The sequence below is a fragment of the Alicyclobacillus sacchari genome (assembly GCF_004366795.1).
Classification (GTDB): domain Bacteria; phylum Bacillota; class Bacilli; order Alicyclobacillales; family Alicyclobacillaceae; genus Alicyclobacillus; species Alicyclobacillus sacchari.
The window spans coordinates 243566-260765 of the sequence record NZ_SORF01000002.1; the positions used below are offsets into that span (position 1 = coordinate 243566).

Below are 17200 nucleotides of genomic sequence, written 5' to 3' on the forward strand. Positions count from 1 at the left end.
ACCCGAACGTGTGTTCAGGCGTACATTCTTCCCACGCTTCCATATCTCATTGTGATTGCAGTTGATATTTCCATAATACGCGTCCGGTCACCGCATCGAGATACAGAAACGTCAACTTTGAGCCAATCGTTCCTTTAAGCTCATAAACGAGGTGTTGGCTCGCAGGTAACGTATCCGCCGCCTCAGCCGTCACATAGCCAAGCGATGACGCTTGCAGTTGTAGACCATACGACTTAGCTTTGGCTGCCACTTTGCCTGGTGAAAGGATATTCGCAGCCGGAACCGCATACGACTCGTTGGTTTCGGGCAGGTAAAAGGCATACCATTCGCGATGAAACGCGTCCGTTCCCTGGAATACATCCTCAAGTCCCGACGCGGTGAACACGTGATACGCTTGCAGGCGATCAATCGGCGTGTGATCCAACACAAATTGGGCCGCCGTCTGTTCTGCTGCCCAGTTTGTCGATAAGTTGCGCCATAGCCAGGCGACTACCGCAGCCCCCAGCATGATGAAGATGGCAGGTACAGTAAACGCCCATACTTTCCAATTCTTCATTCGAGGTCAGTCCGATACAGCGTGATCTGCATTTTATCCGGCGATCCTTCCGATTTCGCCAGCCCGAAAATGACGTCTTTGTCCTTTAGATTTCGATTCAAAAAATCAATCAACAGGTAGAGATCCTCTGATTTGTCGCATACGTGGGTCGCATAAACATGCAGTTTCGATTCCAACAGTTCCACCATCCGTGTTGATCAAATTTCATTCGTCCATTGTGACAGAAACGATTCGTCCGTAAATCGATATCGCAGCGGGGTCATGCTGATCCGACCGGATCGGACAACCCCAAGATCGACTGAACCGTCTCCAATTTCATCGATCATATCTCCACCATAACGATAAACTTGCTGGCCGTCGGCGTCCAGTTCCGGCGTAAAGACATCGTGGTACCGCCGCACGCCCAGCTTCGTCCAAACGGCATCCTCCTGCCTCCACATCCGACCCTCGCCCACATATGGGATATTGACACTGACAAAGGTATCCGCAGGAAAATCGATGGGCATAAGCATGCGCACGATTTCGGCACTCGCCTGTGCAGCAGACGAAAAATCGAACGGCGGGCCGACGTGTGAAAGCGCGATGGCCTTTACACCTTGCAGCGCCGCTTCGCCAGCAATCGCGACCGTGCCGGAATACAAGACGTCCGTCGCCAAATTGGCCCCTGCATTGATGCCGGAAAGGACTAAATCAAACGGCATTTCCGGATGGATGGTCGCCAACGCCCACTTGCAGCAATCGACAGGCGTGCCGGACACGGCATAGGCGGCACGCGCACCTGTAACTTGCACTTGTTCGACGCGCAACCTGCGGTGAAGGCTAATTCCGTGGCTGGAAGCGCTACGCTGCCGATCCGGCGCCACCACGATGACTTCCCCAATGTGTGACGCCATTTTTGTCAGGGCCGCGAGCCCTTGTGCTTGCACGCCGTCGTCATTACTGATCAGTATGCGCATGCAATGTCTCCTCTCCTGCCATGAATCATGCAACATACGGCCTGTTGCCCTGCCCATACTACAAGTACTTCAGCGGGAGGTGGTGTTATGACAACGGGTAACCACCCGCGCGAGGTTGAGCCAGCGCGGACAAGGCAGACAATTGCCGAATGGGAACAGACCTACTGGATGTACGCTTTGGTCGAACACGCCGTCTCCCACTGTTGTGATGACCTTCGCCTGCGCACAGGTGAACCGACTGCGCCATGGCCGCGAGCCGACGCCTGAGCATCCTGTCGGCTCGGCCCTTACGCTTGCAACAGCGACCGCAATCGATTGACTTCATACGCCACTCGCTCTGTGTCAATGGCGAGCGGCTCGCCGTTTTGTACGACCAATTCACCAGCGACGATCACGTCGCGCACGTCGTCGGCCCCCACGGCATAGACGACGTCGGACAGCAAGTTGTGCTGTGGCAGCATGCGTGGCGATTTCCCATCGAGCAGCACCATATCGCATGGGGAACCGACTCGCAAGACACCCGCCCCGTGCGGCTGAAAACAGGCGGTCGCCCCCATTTCCGTCGCCATACGAAACGCCGTCGCTGCGTTCACGCATTGTGCATCTTCATGGATGCCCTTGTGCAGCGTGGCAGCAAGGCGCATTTCCTCAAACATATCTAGGTTGTTGTTACTCGCTGCCCCGTCCGTGCCAAGTCCGACAGTCAAACCGCGCTCCAGCATTCGCGGCAACGGCGCCACCCCAGACCCCAGCTTCAAATTGCTTTGCGGGTTGTGGGCCACATGCACGCCATGCACACGCATGATCTCGATATCGTCGTCCGTGACGTGAACGCAGTGCGCAGCGAGCGTGGGTATTTGAAATAATCCCGCGCGCTCTGCCAGCGCAATGGGTGTTAATCCGGAATTCGCCAAACAATCATCAACCTCGACTCGCGTTTCGGAGAGGTGGATTTGCAATCCGACACCCAATTCCGACGCAAGCTCCGCAATGTCATGCAAATAATCTTCCGGACATGTATACGGTGCATGAGGCCCCAGTGTAACCTGAATGCGCCCCTCGCAAGCCTGATGCCAATTCGCAACAAAATCGCGACTGCGCCGAATGCCGTTTTCCCGCCCCGTGTCATCGAGACCGACGACGCCAACTGACAATACGCCCCGCATGCCAGACTCGGCTACCGCCTGCGCCGCGCGATCCATCATCATGTACATATCGGTATAGGTCGTGGTACCCGAGGTCAGCATTTCCCAAGTTGCAAGTAACGTTCCCCAATAAATGCATTCCTCAGTCAAACGCGCTTCGATAGGGAAAATCCGATCGTGCAACCACGACATGAGCGGCATGTCGTCGCCAGCACCACGCAACAGCGTCATGGCGGCGTGACCGTGCGTATTGACAAGCCCAGGTATCGCCACGCGATCCCCTTTGCGCAACCAACGTTCGACGCGCTGCCCTGGTTTGGGGACGTATGAACCGACCCCGATTTCGCGTATGATGCCGCCTTCGACGACAAAATGCACCGGTTCCGTATACACCGTATCGGCGTCGATCACAGCCTGACCAACTTCGATCACGGTGACCTTCGACTCTGTCATGTGTAATTGCTCCCTTTTGACACTCGCTCCATTTATGCACCATGGCGTCCGGCCATTTCGGCGAGCGACTCTATGTAAGGTGGTTTGGCCACACCGCATTCGGTGATGATACCCGTAATCAGTGCCCCTGGCGTTACGTCAAAAGCCAAGTGCCGCGCCGATGCGCCAATGGGCGCGATGGGCCGCCCGAACATATGCGTGACTTCGTTTGCATGCCTTTCTTCAATCGGAATGTCTCGCCCCGTTGCGGTTGCGAGATCGAGCGTCGTGGTCGGAGCCGCGACGTAAAACGGGATACCGTGATACTGGGCGAGCACGGCGAGCGTGTAGGTGCCAATCTTGTTCGCCGTATCTCCGTTGCGCGCAATTCTATCCGCGCCAACCACCACCGCGTCCACCCAGCCTTGCGCCATCGCGTATCCCGCCGTGGAGTCGGTGATAATGTCGAACGGGATGCCCTCTTCCGCAAGTTCATACGCCGTCAAACGCGCCCCTTGCAAGTACGGGCGCGTCTCGTCGACATAGACGTGACGCAGTGTTCCCCGCTCGTGCAACGCCCGGATCACGCCCAGTGCTGTACCATACTCAACGGTGGCCAACGATCCCGTATTGCAATGTGTCAGGATGTGACCGCCATGTTGCCCGATCACGTCGGCACCGAAGGCACCGATGCGGCGATTGGTCGCCACGTCTGCGTCAGCGATGGCCACAGCCTTGGCGTATAACGCATCCGCCAACGCATCATCGCCGGTCTGCGTGAGAACCGAGAGCATCTCATCGAGCGCCTGTGCCAAGTTGACCGCCGTCGGACGCGCAGAACGCAACCGTTTCGCGGCCTCCAGAAGCTTCTCGCGCAATTGGGAATCCCCTTGTAAACGGCGTGCTTCTGCGGCCAATCCAAATGCGGCAGCGGCACCGATGGCAGGAGCTCCGCGCACCTTCATATCGCGAATCGCAGCAGCAACTTCGTCCGCTGACGTAAACTTTTCCCACACCGTTTCGTGCGGCAGTTTGGTTTGGTCGAGCAGCTCGACTTCGCCCGGCGCGAAACGAATTGCCCTCATTGGCCATCCTCCCCAACGAGCGGTTGCTGCCCCCCAACAGCCTGTTTGCAAGCGCACGTACGCTCACCTGTATCGTTCGCGATCCAGGTAAAAAACAACTGGCGAATCTTATCGACGTTTGCGCGCATCGACGCTACCACTTCTTCATGCGTCAACGGCTGTCCTGCAAATCCGGCGGCCCAATTCGTCACCATGCACACCGTCGCATAGCACAATTCAGCTTCTTTCGCGAGTACCGCCTCCGGCATGCTGGTCATTCCCACCAGATCCCCGCCAAAGCGCGCATACATACCGATTTCCGCCTTTGTCTCAAAGCGCGGCCCTTCGGAGCAAACGTAGACTCCACCATGATGCACTGCGACGCCAAGACCTACCGCTGTATCCCGGAGACCATGGCGTATTCGTGCACAATAAGGATCTGAAAGATCGACGTGAACTACCGGTCCCTCATCAAAAAACGTTGAAACCCTGCCCTTTGTCATGTCGATCACGTCGTCGACAATGACCAAATCGCCAGGGCGAAAGCGGCGATTTAAAGAACCAACGGCTGCTGTCGCAAGCACTTGTTCGACACCGAGCTGCTTTAATGCCATGATGTTTGCACGGTAATTTACGCGATGCGGTGGCGTATTGTGTTTTGTGCCATGGCGAGCTAAAAATGCAATTTGTTTGCCTTGATATTCTCCGATGGTCGCAAGTGCGTCGCCGTACGGCGTATGTATCGTCTGTTCTTCAGCGTTTGCCAAATCGCCGGCCTGATAGACGCCGGTTCCCCCGATGATGGCGTACGTAATGGACATACAGGGTCACTCCTCACATTTCCTGTCCACGATTATACTTGACCAAACGCCTCTTGTCGTCATAACTGACAGTTTAACATCGCAGCGACCGTTTCGGCGCTTGCTGCGGTGACGCCTTCCGTCATCAAATCGCCAAACCGATGCAGGCGGCCAGGTACGTTGCGAATCGTGAAATCCCGGGGCGAACACCCATCCTCCAGCTCCGCCCACAGGATCGGCGTCGAGACAGTCGCCCACGGCGTCGCCCGCACGCTGTAGGCAGCAATGAGGGTGCGCGTGGGACCATGCTGGGGAGCGTCGACGTAGACCTTGTCCCCTCGATCTTTGACCAGACGCGCCGTCGTTGCGATATCTGGCCAGCGCCCCTCGACATACCGCGCGACAAACTGGACGATGCGCCGCGAATCTTCATACGCTATCGGTTCGGCCAGCGGCACAAACACCTGTAAACCGGATGCGCCGGATGTCTTGACGACACTTGGCAAGGCCAGTCCTGCCAAGGTTTCGCGCAACGATAACGCCGCTTTTCGCACCTTCTCGAAATCCGACGTGTCACTCGGATCGAGATCGAAGGACAAAACGCACGGCCGTGGATCGGACAAGCGGTGCAACTCGGCGTGAAACTCGATGGCGCCGAGATTGGCATAAAACAGCAAAGTGGCGACGTCCTCGATCACGATTTCCCGCCTGCCGTCCCCCACTTCCCGATACGGGATGTACGACGGTGCGCCTTGTGGCACATGCCGCTGGTAAAAGCGGTGTCCGGCGATGCCGTCGGGACAGCGCACGAGTGTAATGCGGCGATCCCGAAGGTGACCGAGGAGATACGGTGCCATTTGGACAAGATATTTGAGGTACGTAAGCTTTGTGGCTGGTGGATCTGTGAACAAGAGCTTATCAGGATGCGTGATGCGCACTGGCGCTTCGGCTTCAAGAATGAGCGGTTGCAAATCGCCTTCCTCCTCGCACGCCATAGCGTACCCCCCATCTTTCTGTACAAAACAGTCCTGAAAGGGGCCGCGTTGATGAAGCTATTCCGGCCGTTTGAGCCTGTGCAGACTGACGAACTTCCAACCGGAACAAATTGGATTGGTCAAGTCAAGTGGGATGGCGTGCGCATCGTTGCCCATGCGCGCGACGGAGCAGTAAACTTGGTCAATCGCCATGGTCGAAGCCGCAACCAGGCGTATCCGGAACTCGCGGCCGCCCTCGCTCCGCTTGTTCGCCAGGACTGTGTCCTTGACGGCGAAGTCGTCGCATTTGCCGGTGGCAAACCATCATTTTATCACGTTCTTCGGCGCGATCGCGCCCGACGCCCCGCCGATGTGGACGCCCTGCGAAGACAACTGCCCATTGTCTACATGGTGTTTGACATCGTTTGGGCGAGGGGCCGCCCCTTGCACCACTTACCCTTGGCAGACCGACAAGAGCGTCTACGTACCCTTCTTGAGGAGAACGACTTGGTACGTCTCGTCGCCAGCGAGCGCGCCCTCGAAAGTTTATGGATTGCCGTTTGTGAAATGGGTATGGAAGGAATTGTCGTCAAAGATGTGACGAGCACATATGAGTTTGGCGGGAAGGACAAGCGCTGGCAGAAACGGAAGCATCGCCGCAATGCGGCGGCCGTCATCTGCGGAGTGACGATGAAAGACGGGCGATCCAGCGCCCTGTTGCTCGGTCTCCACGACGAACGTGGCCGACTTCACTATATTGGCCGCGCAGGCCCTGGCGCTTTGGGCACTCGCCAATGGGGCGAACTGGTTCACAAGGCACTTGCCCACCCCTCCGCACATTGCCCGTGCACGGTCTTGCCATCGCGCATTCCACGCGACATCATCTGGACGTTACCCATCATCCCTGTCAAGGTATCGTTTCTTGAATGGACGCCCGACGGTACCTTGCGCCAACCTTTGCTTGAAGGCGTGCTCGAGATCGATCCTGGAATGTGTACGATAGATGCCGCAGACCAATAGCGTCAAGCAAACCGAAAAACCGGCATGTTCGAAACATGCCGGCATCGTCAGATTGGCTTCATGAGGACTTGCGCTTCTTGCGCTTTGGCTCCGCGCCGGACTTTTGCGCCATTTTGATGCTCTTTTGTAAGGCTTCCATCAGGCTGATGACATCCGCTGAAGCGGGCGCTGTTGCTGGTGTTTGGATGACTGCATCTGCGTGGGCTCGTTTTTGCTCGACGAGTTGCTCGATCGCTGCCCTGCGCTCGTCGACAAACTGCGTTGGATCAAACGGCTTGGCGAGTTGATCGATGAGTTGCACGGCGACTTTCAGCTCGTCCTCGGCAACGGGCACAGGATCTCCCGCATAGGGCAGTTCTGCCCGCGAGCGGATATCCTGTGGCCAAACGAGCGAGTGCGCGACGAGGGTTTCGTCAACAACGCGAATGCATGCCATCGTCTCGGTCGCACGCAACACCATCCTGGCGATGGCCACTTTGCTCGTGTCTCGCAATGCGGCGACGAGCAGCGCGTACGCTTTGCGGCCGCTCGCTTCGGGTGCCAAATAATAGGACGCATCGAAGTAAATCGGATCGATCTCTGCCGCGTTTGTGAACTGCACAATATCGATGGTTTGTGACCGCGTCTTATCCAGTGCGGCCAGTTCTTCTTCGTCCACCACGACATACTGACCTTTGGCGTATTCAAAGCCCTTAACGATGTCAGCGGGTTCGACGTCCACCTGACAAATTGGACAACGTTTTTGATACGCAATCGGCGATTTACACGTTTTGTGTAACTGCCGAAAGTGAACGCTCTGCGACTCGGTCGCCTTGTACATGCGCACAGGCACATTGACGAGGCCAAAGCTGACGGAGCCGCGCCACATCGTATGCATGCCATCACCTCCAGACAAACCGCCGCAATCTGTCCCTAGCTTGATTGACGGGCGGATCGAATATGCTTATCCGATTCTAAAGATGATCCCAAAAACGCCTCAATTTGTGCTAAGATATCCCGTTCCGGAGCAACGATGGGCCGAACTCCTGGCAACGACTGTACGAACGCAGTTCCGTAACGCTGGGTGACCAAGCGCTTGTCGTAGACCACGACGACACCCTTGTCCTGCCGCGTGCGGATGAGGCGGCCAAAACCCTGGCGAAAGCGCACGACGGCTTCCGGCAAGCTTGAGGACCAAAATGGACTGGCTCCCGCCTGCTCGATTTTTTCGTGGCGCGCTTGGGTAACCGGATGGGTCGGTGGCGCAAACGGCAAGCGAACGATGACCAAGGTCGTCAGCTGATCGCCAGGCAGGTCGATGCCCTCCCAAAACGATTGCGCACCAAACATGACGCTCTCCGGTTGATTGCGAAATGCTTCCAGGATGGCCGCGCGACTGCCGTCCACGTCCTGTGCAAACAACGGCATACCAGCCTGACGTAGCGGTTGCCGAAGGATGTGTGCGGTCTCCTTCAACATCTGGTGGCTCGTGAACAAAGCCAAAAGCCTCCCGCGGCTCGCGCGGGCCAATTGTAAGAGTGAGTCGCCCAGCCACAGCGCTGCTTCTTCGGCAGCCATCTTCGCAAGCTCGGGCACGTCGCTTGGCACGCACAAACGAGCTTGGGTTCCATAGTGGAACGGTGATGCTACCGATGCACTGAGCAGTTTTCCCGCACCGGCTGCCGCGGATAATCCGAGTTGCCGCGTCACATAGTCGAAACTGCCGCGTACCGACAAGGTGGCCGAAGTCAAAATGACGCGGTCCAGCGGATCGAACAAGGCTTTTTGCAAAGTCTCGGACACATCGATGGGCGCTTTGTGTACGCTCCAGCGCGAGCGTGTCCCACCTCGGCGCTCGACCCATGTCACCATGCCTGGCAGATCCTCCACGGTACTCGCGAGTAACCGTACGCCGTCCAGCCACGTGCCAAGAAATCCGGCGGCGTCGACGATGCGGCCTGCTTCGTCGTCCGTTGCCGCACCCTTGACGAGTTCCTGCAAGGTCTGGCGCAGACGGTCCAACCCGGCCAGCGGCACCTCCGCCTCCGCCAAAGCCGTGACAAATCCTTTGTAGGCGTCCGTCTCCTGCCACTCAGGCGTCAAACGAAACTCCGTTTTGCCTTCAGGCACCAGCGATCCGACATGCGTAAACGCCGCATCGAGCGCCTGTTGCACAGCCTCGACCCATTCGCTCGCGAGCTGTAATTTTTCGACGATACCACTAGGCGTCGTGTGCGAGTCAGTCAGGCGGTTGGCCAGTTCCGGCAGCACGCCATGCTTGCCGCGATCCCGGGTCAGCCGATGCGCAAGCGACGCAAGTTGTGCGCTGTGCACCTCACTGCCAAGATGCGATGTCGCCTGTTCCTCGAGGTGATGAGCCTCGTCGATCACCAACGCGCCGTACTTGGGCAATACCCTGTGATCCGCCTTTAAATCCGACATCAACAGCGAGTGGTTGGTGACGACAAGATGCGCGTTCTGTGCGGTGGCCTTGGCGCGAAAATAGTAGCAAGGATGGAAAAAAGGGCAACGCTTGTTTACGCATGACTCGGTCTCGCTTTGCACCCGGGTCCAAATATGGCTTGGCACAGAACTTGCCGAAAGGTTCTCGCGCGTACCATCCTTGGTCTCGGTCAGCCAAACGAGCATCGACATCATGCTCTCGATATCGTGTTGCGGGCTCACAAATGTCAGTAAGGATGATTCCGTGCGTACCTTGCGTAGACACACGTAGTTGCGCCTGCCTTTTTGCACGGCGAGGCGGAGCATGCCGCCAAACAACCGCTGCAGAGTCGGAAAATCGCGCCGCTCGATCTGATCCTGCAATGCGATGGTATGGGTGCTGACCACGACAGGTTCACCACTGGTCAAGGCATACATCGCCGCAGGCACAAGGTAGGCCATCGATTTACCGGTGCCCGTTCCGGCCTCGACCAAAGCATGCTTGCCCTCGGCAAAGGCTTGGCCGACCTTCTCCAACATTTCGAGCTGCCCCTTGCGCGGCTCGTAGCCGTCGAGAATCTGGCTCAGCGCCCCGCCCGGTTCGAGCAAAGCCCGCGCGCGATTCGCGATGTCTTCCACGCGAAATGGTTCTAAGGAAGCGCCCTGTGACAGGATATCGTCGGCCCCTTCCCCACTGGGTTTCGTGAAAGCGAGACCATCGCGCTCGACAATCTTGTCTTGGCCAGCGACGGCATCGGTTGGCACGCCATCGATCACGGCGCGGAACCAATCAGCGGTGGCAGGCGAGTACAACGCGGCCATTTGACTCAACCTATCGAGCACAGAGATTGGCAGTTTTTGCGCCTTCTCGGCCAAGCGCACAAGCAGTTTGGCCGTCGCCTGCGCATCTGCCAAGGCCCTGTGTTCAGCCGTTCGCTCAATGGATAAGCGTCGGGCCAAATACTCGAGGCGATGACTGTGCAGGCGCGGTGCCAGCACGCGCCCCAGATTCAAGGTGCAAACCCCGTCTCCTGAAGCCAAATGATATCCGGCCTGTTCAGACTTGCGCTGTAAAAAAGCTCGGTCGAAGGGCAAGTTGTGTGCCACGATGGGTACCTCTCCGATAAACGCCAACAGCGCCGGGATGACATCAGTCAACGCCGGCGCATGCTCGACCATAGCCAACGAAATTCCAGTCAATGCTTCAATGTCAGGCGGTATAGGCCGAGATGGACGAACGAACGTCTGATACATGTCGACGATCTCGCCATTCACCAGCCGCACAGCGCCAATTTCCAAGATATCGTCGGCGACCGGATCCAATCCCGTCGTTTCGATGTCCACCACTACATAATGCACGTTGGGCGTTCACCCCGAATCCCCGAGTTCAACGTTCTACGCCCTATTGTAGCAAACCGGTCTGGGCTTGGACACAACGCTCAACGGATTGGCACCGATTGCTGTTTTGCAGAACCTTCACCAACCAAGGGCTCTTTTTCACGAGCCAACATCTGCTGATAACGGCGAGCGAGCATACGTGACGTGGCGTGAGGCGAGGCCACCACTTGTTCGAAAAACATCTCGGCCTCCTCAATTCGCCCGCGACGCATCGCAAGCCGCCCTGCAAGTAAAGAAACAACAGGAGGAAATTGGTTTCGGCGCATGAGCTGTCCTTGCATGATGGCTTCTGCCCGCGCTTCTCCTCCTTGCAAGTACGCGCAGACGGCGAGCATCATCGCGGCATCGTCGCGGTTTCTCTCCAGTGTTAAACATTGTTTACAGAAAGAGGATGCACGCCCGATCTCGCCATCGGCAAAAGCACACAGTCCCAACAGATAATACCCCGTTGCAGCGACGCTTGGATCGTGCAAGCACCGCCGTGCCAACGTTATGGCGTCTTGCCTTCGCCCTGCGGCAATCAGCAAAGAGGACAACAATTGCACAAGGCGTGCGGACTCCACGGATGCCGTCGCGACTTGCGAACAAAGGTCGCCCGCGCCTTCGCGATCGCCAGCCAATAAGGTCGCAAGTGCCAAGCCGAGCAGCGACTCGAGTTCTTCGCGGCGTTGATATGCACGGGCAAAACAGCGTTGGGCGAACGCCCACTGGCGAAGCCGCAAGTGGCAAACGCCGAGGTTGTACCACGTGTCCGCCTTGTCTGCGTCGGTGTCAAGGAGATCGAACAGCTGATCGATGGCTGACTGCCAATCGCCCTTGGTCGCGGCCAATTGCACGCCAACCTCGAGTACGGCCTGTCGTTCGATGACATCTGCTACTCGTGTTGCGGCTTCCAGCAACATGGTCTCTGCCTCTGCCAAGCGACCGTTGGCAAGATGACTCAGCGCAAGATAGATGCGCAGGCCCGCAGACTCGTCGCCCTCTTGTGCGACCGCCTTGCCGAGGGATCGAGCCGCTTGCTCGAACATGTGGAGGTCGTAGTAAGCGAGGCCCTTGCGCAGTTCGCAGGCTTCAGAAAATTGCCAAGCTGCGAGATCGTCCGCCATCGCCATGCCGCTGAACCAACTGACGCCGTTTGCGGTCTGCTCCGACAGGCTCAAATCTGCGTACGTCTGTTCAATCAATTCATCCAATTCCATCCACGCGTCAAGGGCCTGATTGGCCAACTGGCGCAACGATCCTAAGGCATCGATCAATTGCTCTCGCTGTTGCCCCGTCGCCGACGGCAACAGCGTCCGCAGTTCGGCGATCGCCTGTACAATGGCGTCAAACTCCACATAATGCACAGATCTTCCCCCTTGTTCCACTGTGCCTAGCGTCTGTAAAGGGGCGTCAATTATGCACAAACTCGCATCTAGGGTCATCGCAGATGCTCGCTTTCGGAAAACAGCACCTCGCCGCTGTGGAGGCGGCGCACATCGCCATGTGCAAGCTTGACCAACAGGCTTCCCTGATCATCGACATCAATGGCCGTCCCACGCACGATCTCGTTGCCCACCGCAACTTCGACACTGCGTCCCATCGTCTCGCAATGTGCTAGCCATTCGCCGCGGACGCTTGCAAACCCCTCACCTGATGCAAGCAGCCGATACAACTTGTCTAGTTCCGTCAGGATGGTAGCAAGCACGCGCGGCCGCTCTATGGCAAAACCACACGCACTGAAAATGGTGGTCGCGCGGTGTCGAATGTCCGCCGGGAGCCTTTCTTCCGGAAAGTTGGCGTTGATGCCGATACCAATCACGGCGTGATCGACCCATTCCCCGTCCGCTCGCATTTGCGCGAGAATGCCGCAAACCTTTTTTCCAGCGACCAAGATGTCGTTTGGCCATTTGATGTCTGCAGGGACACCGATTTCGGCAAGTGCTCGTCGCACGGCAAGACTGGCGAGCAATGTGAGATCGGGTGCCTGATTGAGCGCACACGGTTGGCGTATGAGCACGCTGAACCACATACCGCCCTGCGGCGACACCCAGGATCGCTCGCGCCTGCCCTTGCCGCCGGTCTGCACGGCCGCCGTTACGACAGCGCCATGCGGCAGGCCTTTGGCAGCCCAGTCGAGCGCAGTGGCGTTCGTCGATGCGCGTTCAGCCGCCCAGAACAACGGCCGCCCGAACGCAACCGCGAGCGGTAGATGAGGATCTACGAGCGGTGCCATCAGTTCGTCAGGAATGGTGACGGCACGATACCCAACGCGGGGAGACGCCGCGAATACAAAACCGACCTGCTCAAGCGATTTGATCTGTTTCCAGATGGCCGTGCGCGAAAGCCCGAGAGTGTGGCTCATTTCCTCTCCCGACACGGGACCCGATGCCTTTGCGAACATCTCAACCAGGCGATCCCGCACGGGATTTTCCTCAAAGTTCATGGCTGATTCCCCTTTCCGCACGCAGCCGCGCGAGTTCACGATCCGCCCGCGCCAACAACACTTCGCGCTCATTTGCGACTTCACGAGCAAGCACCGCCTGGCTGAGATCCTGCAACAACCTCCCAATCTCCCGGCCCTCGGCACCAAGCGCCTGCAATTCCCGCCCGCTCACGGCGAGATCGGCCAAGCTCCACAACGGCTGCTCCTCGATGGCGCGCCAGGCGCCGCGAACGACGTCCGGCGTATCGGCAAACAGCCAGGCACATGCGCGTGCGGCTGCTCTGGCAACTTCGGGATCGGCGGCAAACAGTTCCTCGACCGACCATGCCTGGTTTGGATCGCGCAAGAGCCGTTGCATCAGTGTCGCGGCAGCGCGCAACCACAGGGCATGCCGCCGCCCTAACGCAAACTTCAGTGCCGCTTGGTAAACGTGCTCGGGGCCATCGTCGACCATGGCATACCACAAGGCGAGCGCTGCCAGACCGGTAGGTGGGACCGCGTCCACACGCGCCTTTCTGAGCCGTTTGCCAACCGCTTCGATGGCCGTCGACAACACGGCGAGCGGGCCGCCGATGGCTTGCCATAGCGGGCAAGTTGCCAAAAGATCGATTCGCCGATGCCAAGGGCCCTCAAGCAGCCGCAATAGCTCTTGTCCGATGCGCTCTTTGGCGACTGGGCGAATTGCATCGCATACCTGCCAGAGGGCAGTTTGGGTCGAAGGGGCGAGATCGAGGTCGTACGTGACCGCAAAGCGCAAAGCGCGCATCAGACGCAGTCCATCTTCGCGAAACCGCCGCTGCGGATCGCCGACGCAAGCCAAGCGGCCGCGCTGCAAGTCTCTGAGCCCGCCAAACGGATCGAGCAATTCGCCGTTCATGGTTAGCGCCATCGCGTTCATGGTAAAGTCACGTCGTGCCAAGTCGGATTCCAAGCATCCTTCGAACACGACGTATTGCGGGCGCCTGCCGTCGAGATACGGACCATCCGAACGAAACGTCGTCACTTCAATCCAGCCATCTTTGGTACCAACCGCCACTGTGCCGTGGCGGATGCCCGTGTCGATGGTGTGGTCAAAGAGGCGTTTGACCTCCTCCGGGCGGGCGCTTGTCGCGACGTCGAGATCGTGTGGGAGGCGCCCCAGCACAATATCGCGCACCGCCCCCCCTACCAGATAGCTGTCGTGTCCGGCAGCGGCGAGCGCCGCGAGAACTGGCTGTACGGCAGGGGGGACAGGCCATCGCGTGTCTGTCATGAACTGCATACCTCGCGGTAGAGATGTTCGTACTCTGCTACTTTGTCTGCGATATGAAAATGTTCGATGGCACGTCTTCGCGCCGCTTCGGCGAATTGTTGATACAGATTTCCATCCGTCAAGAGGTGGACGGCGTTTGCCGCCATCTCGTCCACGTCGCCAACGGCTGATAAAAATCCAGTCTGCCCGTGCAAGACGACTTCCGGGATACCGCCTGCAAACGTGCCAATGACCGGAATTTGACAAGCCATGGCTTCGAGTGCGACGAGGCCGAAGCTCTCCTTCGAGGACGGCAGCAAGAGTAAATCCGCAGCCGCGACGAGTGGAGCAACCTCGTCCTGCCTGCCGAGAAAGTCCACCTTATCTCCCAAGTTTAGCCGTTCGACTTGGCCGCGCGCCTCATTGGACTCCGGCCCTTCCCCGACCAGCACGAGCCGCGCGGGCACCTGTGCCTGCACGCGCGCGAAGACGTCGATCACGTCTTGGATTCGTTTGACGGGGCGAAAGTTTGAAATATGTAAGAGCACACGCTCACCCGGTCGCGCGAGCGATCTTCGGACCGACTGCCCGCACTTGGGTTGGAAGACCTCGGGATCGATAAAATTGTAGACGCAACGAATCGCCTTGGTGGTCTCAAACAGTTCGCGCGTCTGTCCAATCAAACTCTCACTGACGGCGGTCACCGCGTCGCTTCGCTCGATACCGAGCTTGATCACCTGTTTGAGGCTTGTGTCCTGAGCCAAAACAGTTACATCCGTGCCGTGTAGCGTCGTGACCACCTTGACCGGATGGTTGGCCATTTCCTGCGCCAGATGAGCACACACGGCAAACGGGAGCGCATAGTGGGCGTGAAGAACGTCCAATCGATATTCGTCGATCACCCTCGCCATCAATGCGGCCAAGGAGAAATCGTACGGCGGCGTGCGCAAAACAGGATACGTGACCGTATCCATCTGATGTATGTAGACATGCTCCACGAACGTGCCGAGTCGAAACGGTATATCCGTGACGATGAAATGGACCTCGTGTCCACGTTTGGCAAGAGCCTTGCCTAACTCCGTCGCAACCGCACCGGATCCACCCACCGTTGGGTAGCAACTGATTCCGATCCGCACAACGCTCCCCCCTTTTCTTCGACCGCGATGAGGTTCCTCCGTTGGACCTACCAAAGCAGGTGTTCCAGACCATAGAGAACCTGGTTAAGCTCGATCACCTTGCGACACGCGAGGATGACGCCAGGCATAAAGCTTTCGCGACTTAACGAGTCGTGGCGAATCGTCAACGTTTCACCGACGCCCCCGAATATCACTTCCTGGTGCGCAACGAGTCCAGGCAGGCGCACACTATGGATCGGCACGTCGTAGTCGACGCCCATCGCGTCTCGTGTGCGCAACGAAGTCCCAGATGGCATGTCCAGTTTTTGCGCGTGGTGAAGTTCAATGATTTCCGCACGCTCCATCCAGTGTGCGGCCTCTTTTGCAAACCGCATCATCAACAGTGCGCCAATCGCGAAGTTCGGGCAAATCAGCCCGCCAAGTGACGACTTAGATGCCGTTGCTTGCCAACGCACAATATCAGCGTCACTGTAGCCAGTCGCACCGACCACTGGCCGGACGTTCGATGCGATGGCGAGATCGACATGCTGCACAACAGCGCTTGGCGTCGTCAAATCCAGCCAGACGTCTGGTTGTTCCGTATCAATGAGCGTTTGCGGGTCGCTATAAACTTGCCCGAACCTCTCCAATTGCGCTTGTACATCGTCACTCGCGCGATGTACAAGCAAACCGGCGATGGCAAGACCATCCGCTGCTGTTATGGCCTGCACCGCCGTACTACCCATGCGTCCCGTCGCACCGGCGATGGCGACGCGTATTGGATGCCCTGTCACAGCTTCTTTCCTCGCTCTCTGAATGACTGATTGGAGCATGTCTTGCATCAGCCCCAACCGTGGCGAGCAACTGGCTCGCTTCTGGATTGAGCGGATCGAGCACGGCTGCGTGGGCGAGTAAGCGAGTGGCCCAAGCGTGACGTCCCCGCACGATGGCGCGGCGGGCGACGGCAACGAGCCGCGACGCATGCACAGATTGCCAGTGCTCAGCGTAGAATCGGTTGCCTGCGGCAATCTGGGCGGCCTTTCTAGCCCAATGGTCAGCCAAACGCAATCGATCGTTGCGACGTGCCGTGATCGATCCGCGATAATACAGTTCCGGGTTTCCTGGGTTCGCCAAAATGGCGCGTGCGAACGCATCGAGCGCTGCGTCATATAATCCTAGATAAACGTACGCATACGCCGATTGAACAAACCGCTTCTCGTCCATGGAAATCACCTCCGTCCATCGTACGGAGGCATGCCGGACAAGGTGTGTACCACTGCCTAAAACCGCTGGTTAAAGCTGTTTCGGATCCTCAATGCGCGTCCAGCGATCTTTATCGCGCGTTTCAAACTTCTCCATGACCGCCATAAACGCCTTCTCCATGTCGATCTCCAGCCTATTGGCAAGACAGGTAAGGACGAACAACAGATCTCCCAATTCAAGTGCGATATCGCCTTCCGGTTCGTCTTGCTTCTTTGGCTTCTCGCCATAGTGATGGTTGATCTCCCGTGCCAGCTCGCCCAACTCCTCGGCCAACCGAACAACCAGCGTCATCGGCTGAAAGTAACCTTCGCGAAATTGACGGATGTACTCGTCCACGCGGGTCTGTACTTCCTGCAGTTGCATCGTCCCTCCCCCCTTGACTCTTCATTATAACGGACAA

The 17200-nt window shown here is 57.8% G+C and carries 18 protein-coding genes; 2 read left to right on the forward strand and 16 right to left on the reverse strand.

The window, feature by feature from the left end:
• Positions 1-46 precede the first annotated feature (46 nt).
• The 3 genes from C7445_RS03330 to surE are packed head-to-tail and all read right to left on the reverse strand — an operon-like array spanning position 47 to position 1512.
• A complete protein-coding gene (locus C7445_RS03330) occupies positions 47-556 on the reverse strand; it encodes a hypothetical protein (protein WP_134158615.1) in 510 nt (169 codons plus the stop codon).
• Positions 553-741 carry a YpmA family protein gene (locus tag C7445_RS03335; RefSeq protein WP_243834918.1) on the reverse strand — a complete coding sequence of 63 codons (189 nt, stop codon included), beginning with the start codon at positions 739-741 and terminating at the stop codon, positions 553-555. Before C7445_RS03335 ends, C7445_RS03330 begins: the two co-directional genes overlap by 4 nt.
• A gap of 12 nt (positions 742-753) precedes the next feature.
• Positions 754-1512 (reverse strand): 5'/3'-nucleotidase SurE, encoded by a 759-nt coding sequence (surE, locus tag C7445_RS03340; RefSeq protein WP_134158617.1) that lies wholly within the window; start codon positions 1510-1512, stop codon positions 754-756.
• An 87-nt stretch (positions 1513-1599) separates the two neighbouring features.
• Between surE and C7445_RS03345 the strand changes: the two genes are divergently transcribed.
• On the forward strand, positions 1600-1779 hold the full coding sequence (locus C7445_RS03345; RefSeq protein ID WP_134158618.1) for a hypothetical protein: 180 nt from the start codon (positions 1600-1602) through the stop codon (positions 1777-1779).
• Positions 1780-1799: 20 nt separating this feature from the next.
• Here the strand turns inward: C7445_RS03345 and C7445_RS03350 are convergent, their stop codons facing one another.
• From C7445_RS03350 to ligD, 4 genes are read right to left on the reverse strand one after another with little or no spacing between them, the layout of a single operon-like run.
• The gene (locus tag C7445_RS03350) at positions 1800-3110 is read right to left on the reverse strand and encodes an amidohydrolase (RefSeq protein WP_134158619.1); all 1311 of its coding nucleotides are present in this window, start codon (positions 3108-3110) and stop codon (positions 1800-1802) included.
• A gap of 32 nt (positions 3111-3142) precedes the next feature.
• The gene (mtnA, locus tag C7445_RS03355) at positions 3143-4174 is read right to left on the reverse strand and encodes an S-methyl-5-thioribose-1-phosphate isomerase (RefSeq protein ID WP_134158620.1); all 1032 of its coding nucleotides are present in this window, start codon (positions 4172-4174) and stop codon (positions 3143-3145) included.
• Complete coding sequence (gene mtnP / locus C7445_RS03360; RefSeq protein ID WP_208320819.1) at positions 4171-4974, reverse strand: S-methyl-5'-thioadenosine phosphorylase; 804 nt, start codon at positions 4972-4974, stop codon at positions 4171-4173. The genes mtnA and mtnP overlap by 4 nt, the downstream gene beginning before the upstream one ends.
• Positions 4975-5033: 59 nt before the next feature.
• Positions 5034-5948 (reverse strand): non-homologous end-joining DNA ligase, encoded by a 915-nt coding sequence (gene ligD, locus C7445_RS03365; protein ID WP_134158621.1) that lies wholly within the window; start codon positions 5946-5948, stop codon positions 5034-5036.
• A gap of 51 nt (positions 5949-5999) precedes the next feature.
• Here ligD and C7445_RS03370 point away from each other — a divergent pair, with 51 nt between their 5' ends.
• Positions 6000-6947, forward strand: a complete 948-nt coding sequence (locus tag C7445_RS03370; RefSeq protein ID WP_166668966.1) for an ATP-dependent DNA ligase — start codon at positions 6000-6002, stop codon at positions 6945-6947.
• 58 nt (positions 6948-7005) lie between these two features.
• Here the strand turns inward: C7445_RS03370 and ku are convergent, their stop codons facing one another.
• The 9 genes from ku to C7445_RS03415 form a co-directional block, all read right to left on the reverse strand.
• A complete protein-coding gene (ku, locus tag C7445_RS03375) occupies positions 7006-7824 on the reverse strand; it encodes a non-homologous end joining protein Ku (RefSeq protein WP_134158623.1) in 819 nt (272 codons plus the stop codon).
• Positions 7825-7859: 35 nt separating this feature from the next.
• Positions 7860-10727 carry an ATP-dependent DNA helicase DinG gene (gene dinG, locus C7445_RS03380; protein WP_134158624.1) on the reverse strand — a complete coding sequence of 956 codons (2868 nt, stop codon included), beginning with the start codon at positions 10725-10727 and terminating at the stop codon, positions 7860-7862.
• A gap of 80 nt (positions 10728-10807) precedes the next feature.
• Positions 10808-12112 (reverse strand): tetratricopeptide repeat protein, encoded by a 1305-nt coding sequence (locus C7445_RS03385; protein WP_166668967.1) that lies wholly within the window; start codon positions 12110-12112, stop codon positions 10808-10810.
• Positions 12113-12186: 74 nt separating this feature from the next.
• Positions 12187-13191, reverse strand: a complete 1005-nt coding sequence (locus tag C7445_RS03390; RefSeq protein ID WP_134158626.1) for a biotin--[acetyl-CoA-carboxylase] ligase — start codon at positions 13189-13191, stop codon at positions 12187-12189.
• Positions 13181-14443 carry a CCA tRNA nucleotidyltransferase gene (locus tag C7445_RS03395; RefSeq protein ID WP_134158627.1) on the reverse strand — a complete coding sequence of 421 codons (1263 nt, stop codon included), beginning with the start codon at positions 14441-14443 and terminating at the stop codon, positions 13181-13183. The genes C7445_RS03390 and C7445_RS03395 overlap by 11 nt, the downstream gene beginning before the upstream one ends.
• Positions 14440-15558 (reverse strand): N-acetyl-alpha-D-glucosaminyl L-malate synthase BshA, encoded by a 1119-nt coding sequence (gene bshA / locus C7445_RS03400; protein ID WP_134158628.1) that lies wholly within the window; start codon positions 15556-15558, stop codon positions 14440-14442. Before bshA ends, C7445_RS03395 begins: the two co-directional genes overlap by 4 nt.
• A 47-nt stretch (positions 15559-15605) precedes the next feature.
• Entirely contained in the window at positions 15606-16283 is a 678-nt protein-coding gene (dapB, locus tag C7445_RS03405) for a 4-hydroxy-tetrahydrodipicolinate reductase (protein WP_243834919.1), read from the reverse strand.
• Positions 16276-16761 (reverse strand): hypothetical protein, encoded by a 486-nt coding sequence (locus tag C7445_RS03410; protein ID WP_134158630.1) that lies wholly within the window; start codon positions 16759-16761, stop codon positions 16276-16278. Before C7445_RS03410 ends, dapB begins: the two co-directional genes overlap by 8 nt.
• 69 nt (positions 16762-16830) lie before the next feature.
• On the reverse strand, positions 16831-17163 hold the full coding sequence (locus C7445_RS03415; RefSeq protein WP_134158631.1) for a nucleotide pyrophosphohydrolase: 333 nt from the start codon (positions 17161-17163) through the stop codon (positions 16831-16833).
• Positions 17164-17200: the final 37 nt, after the last annotated feature.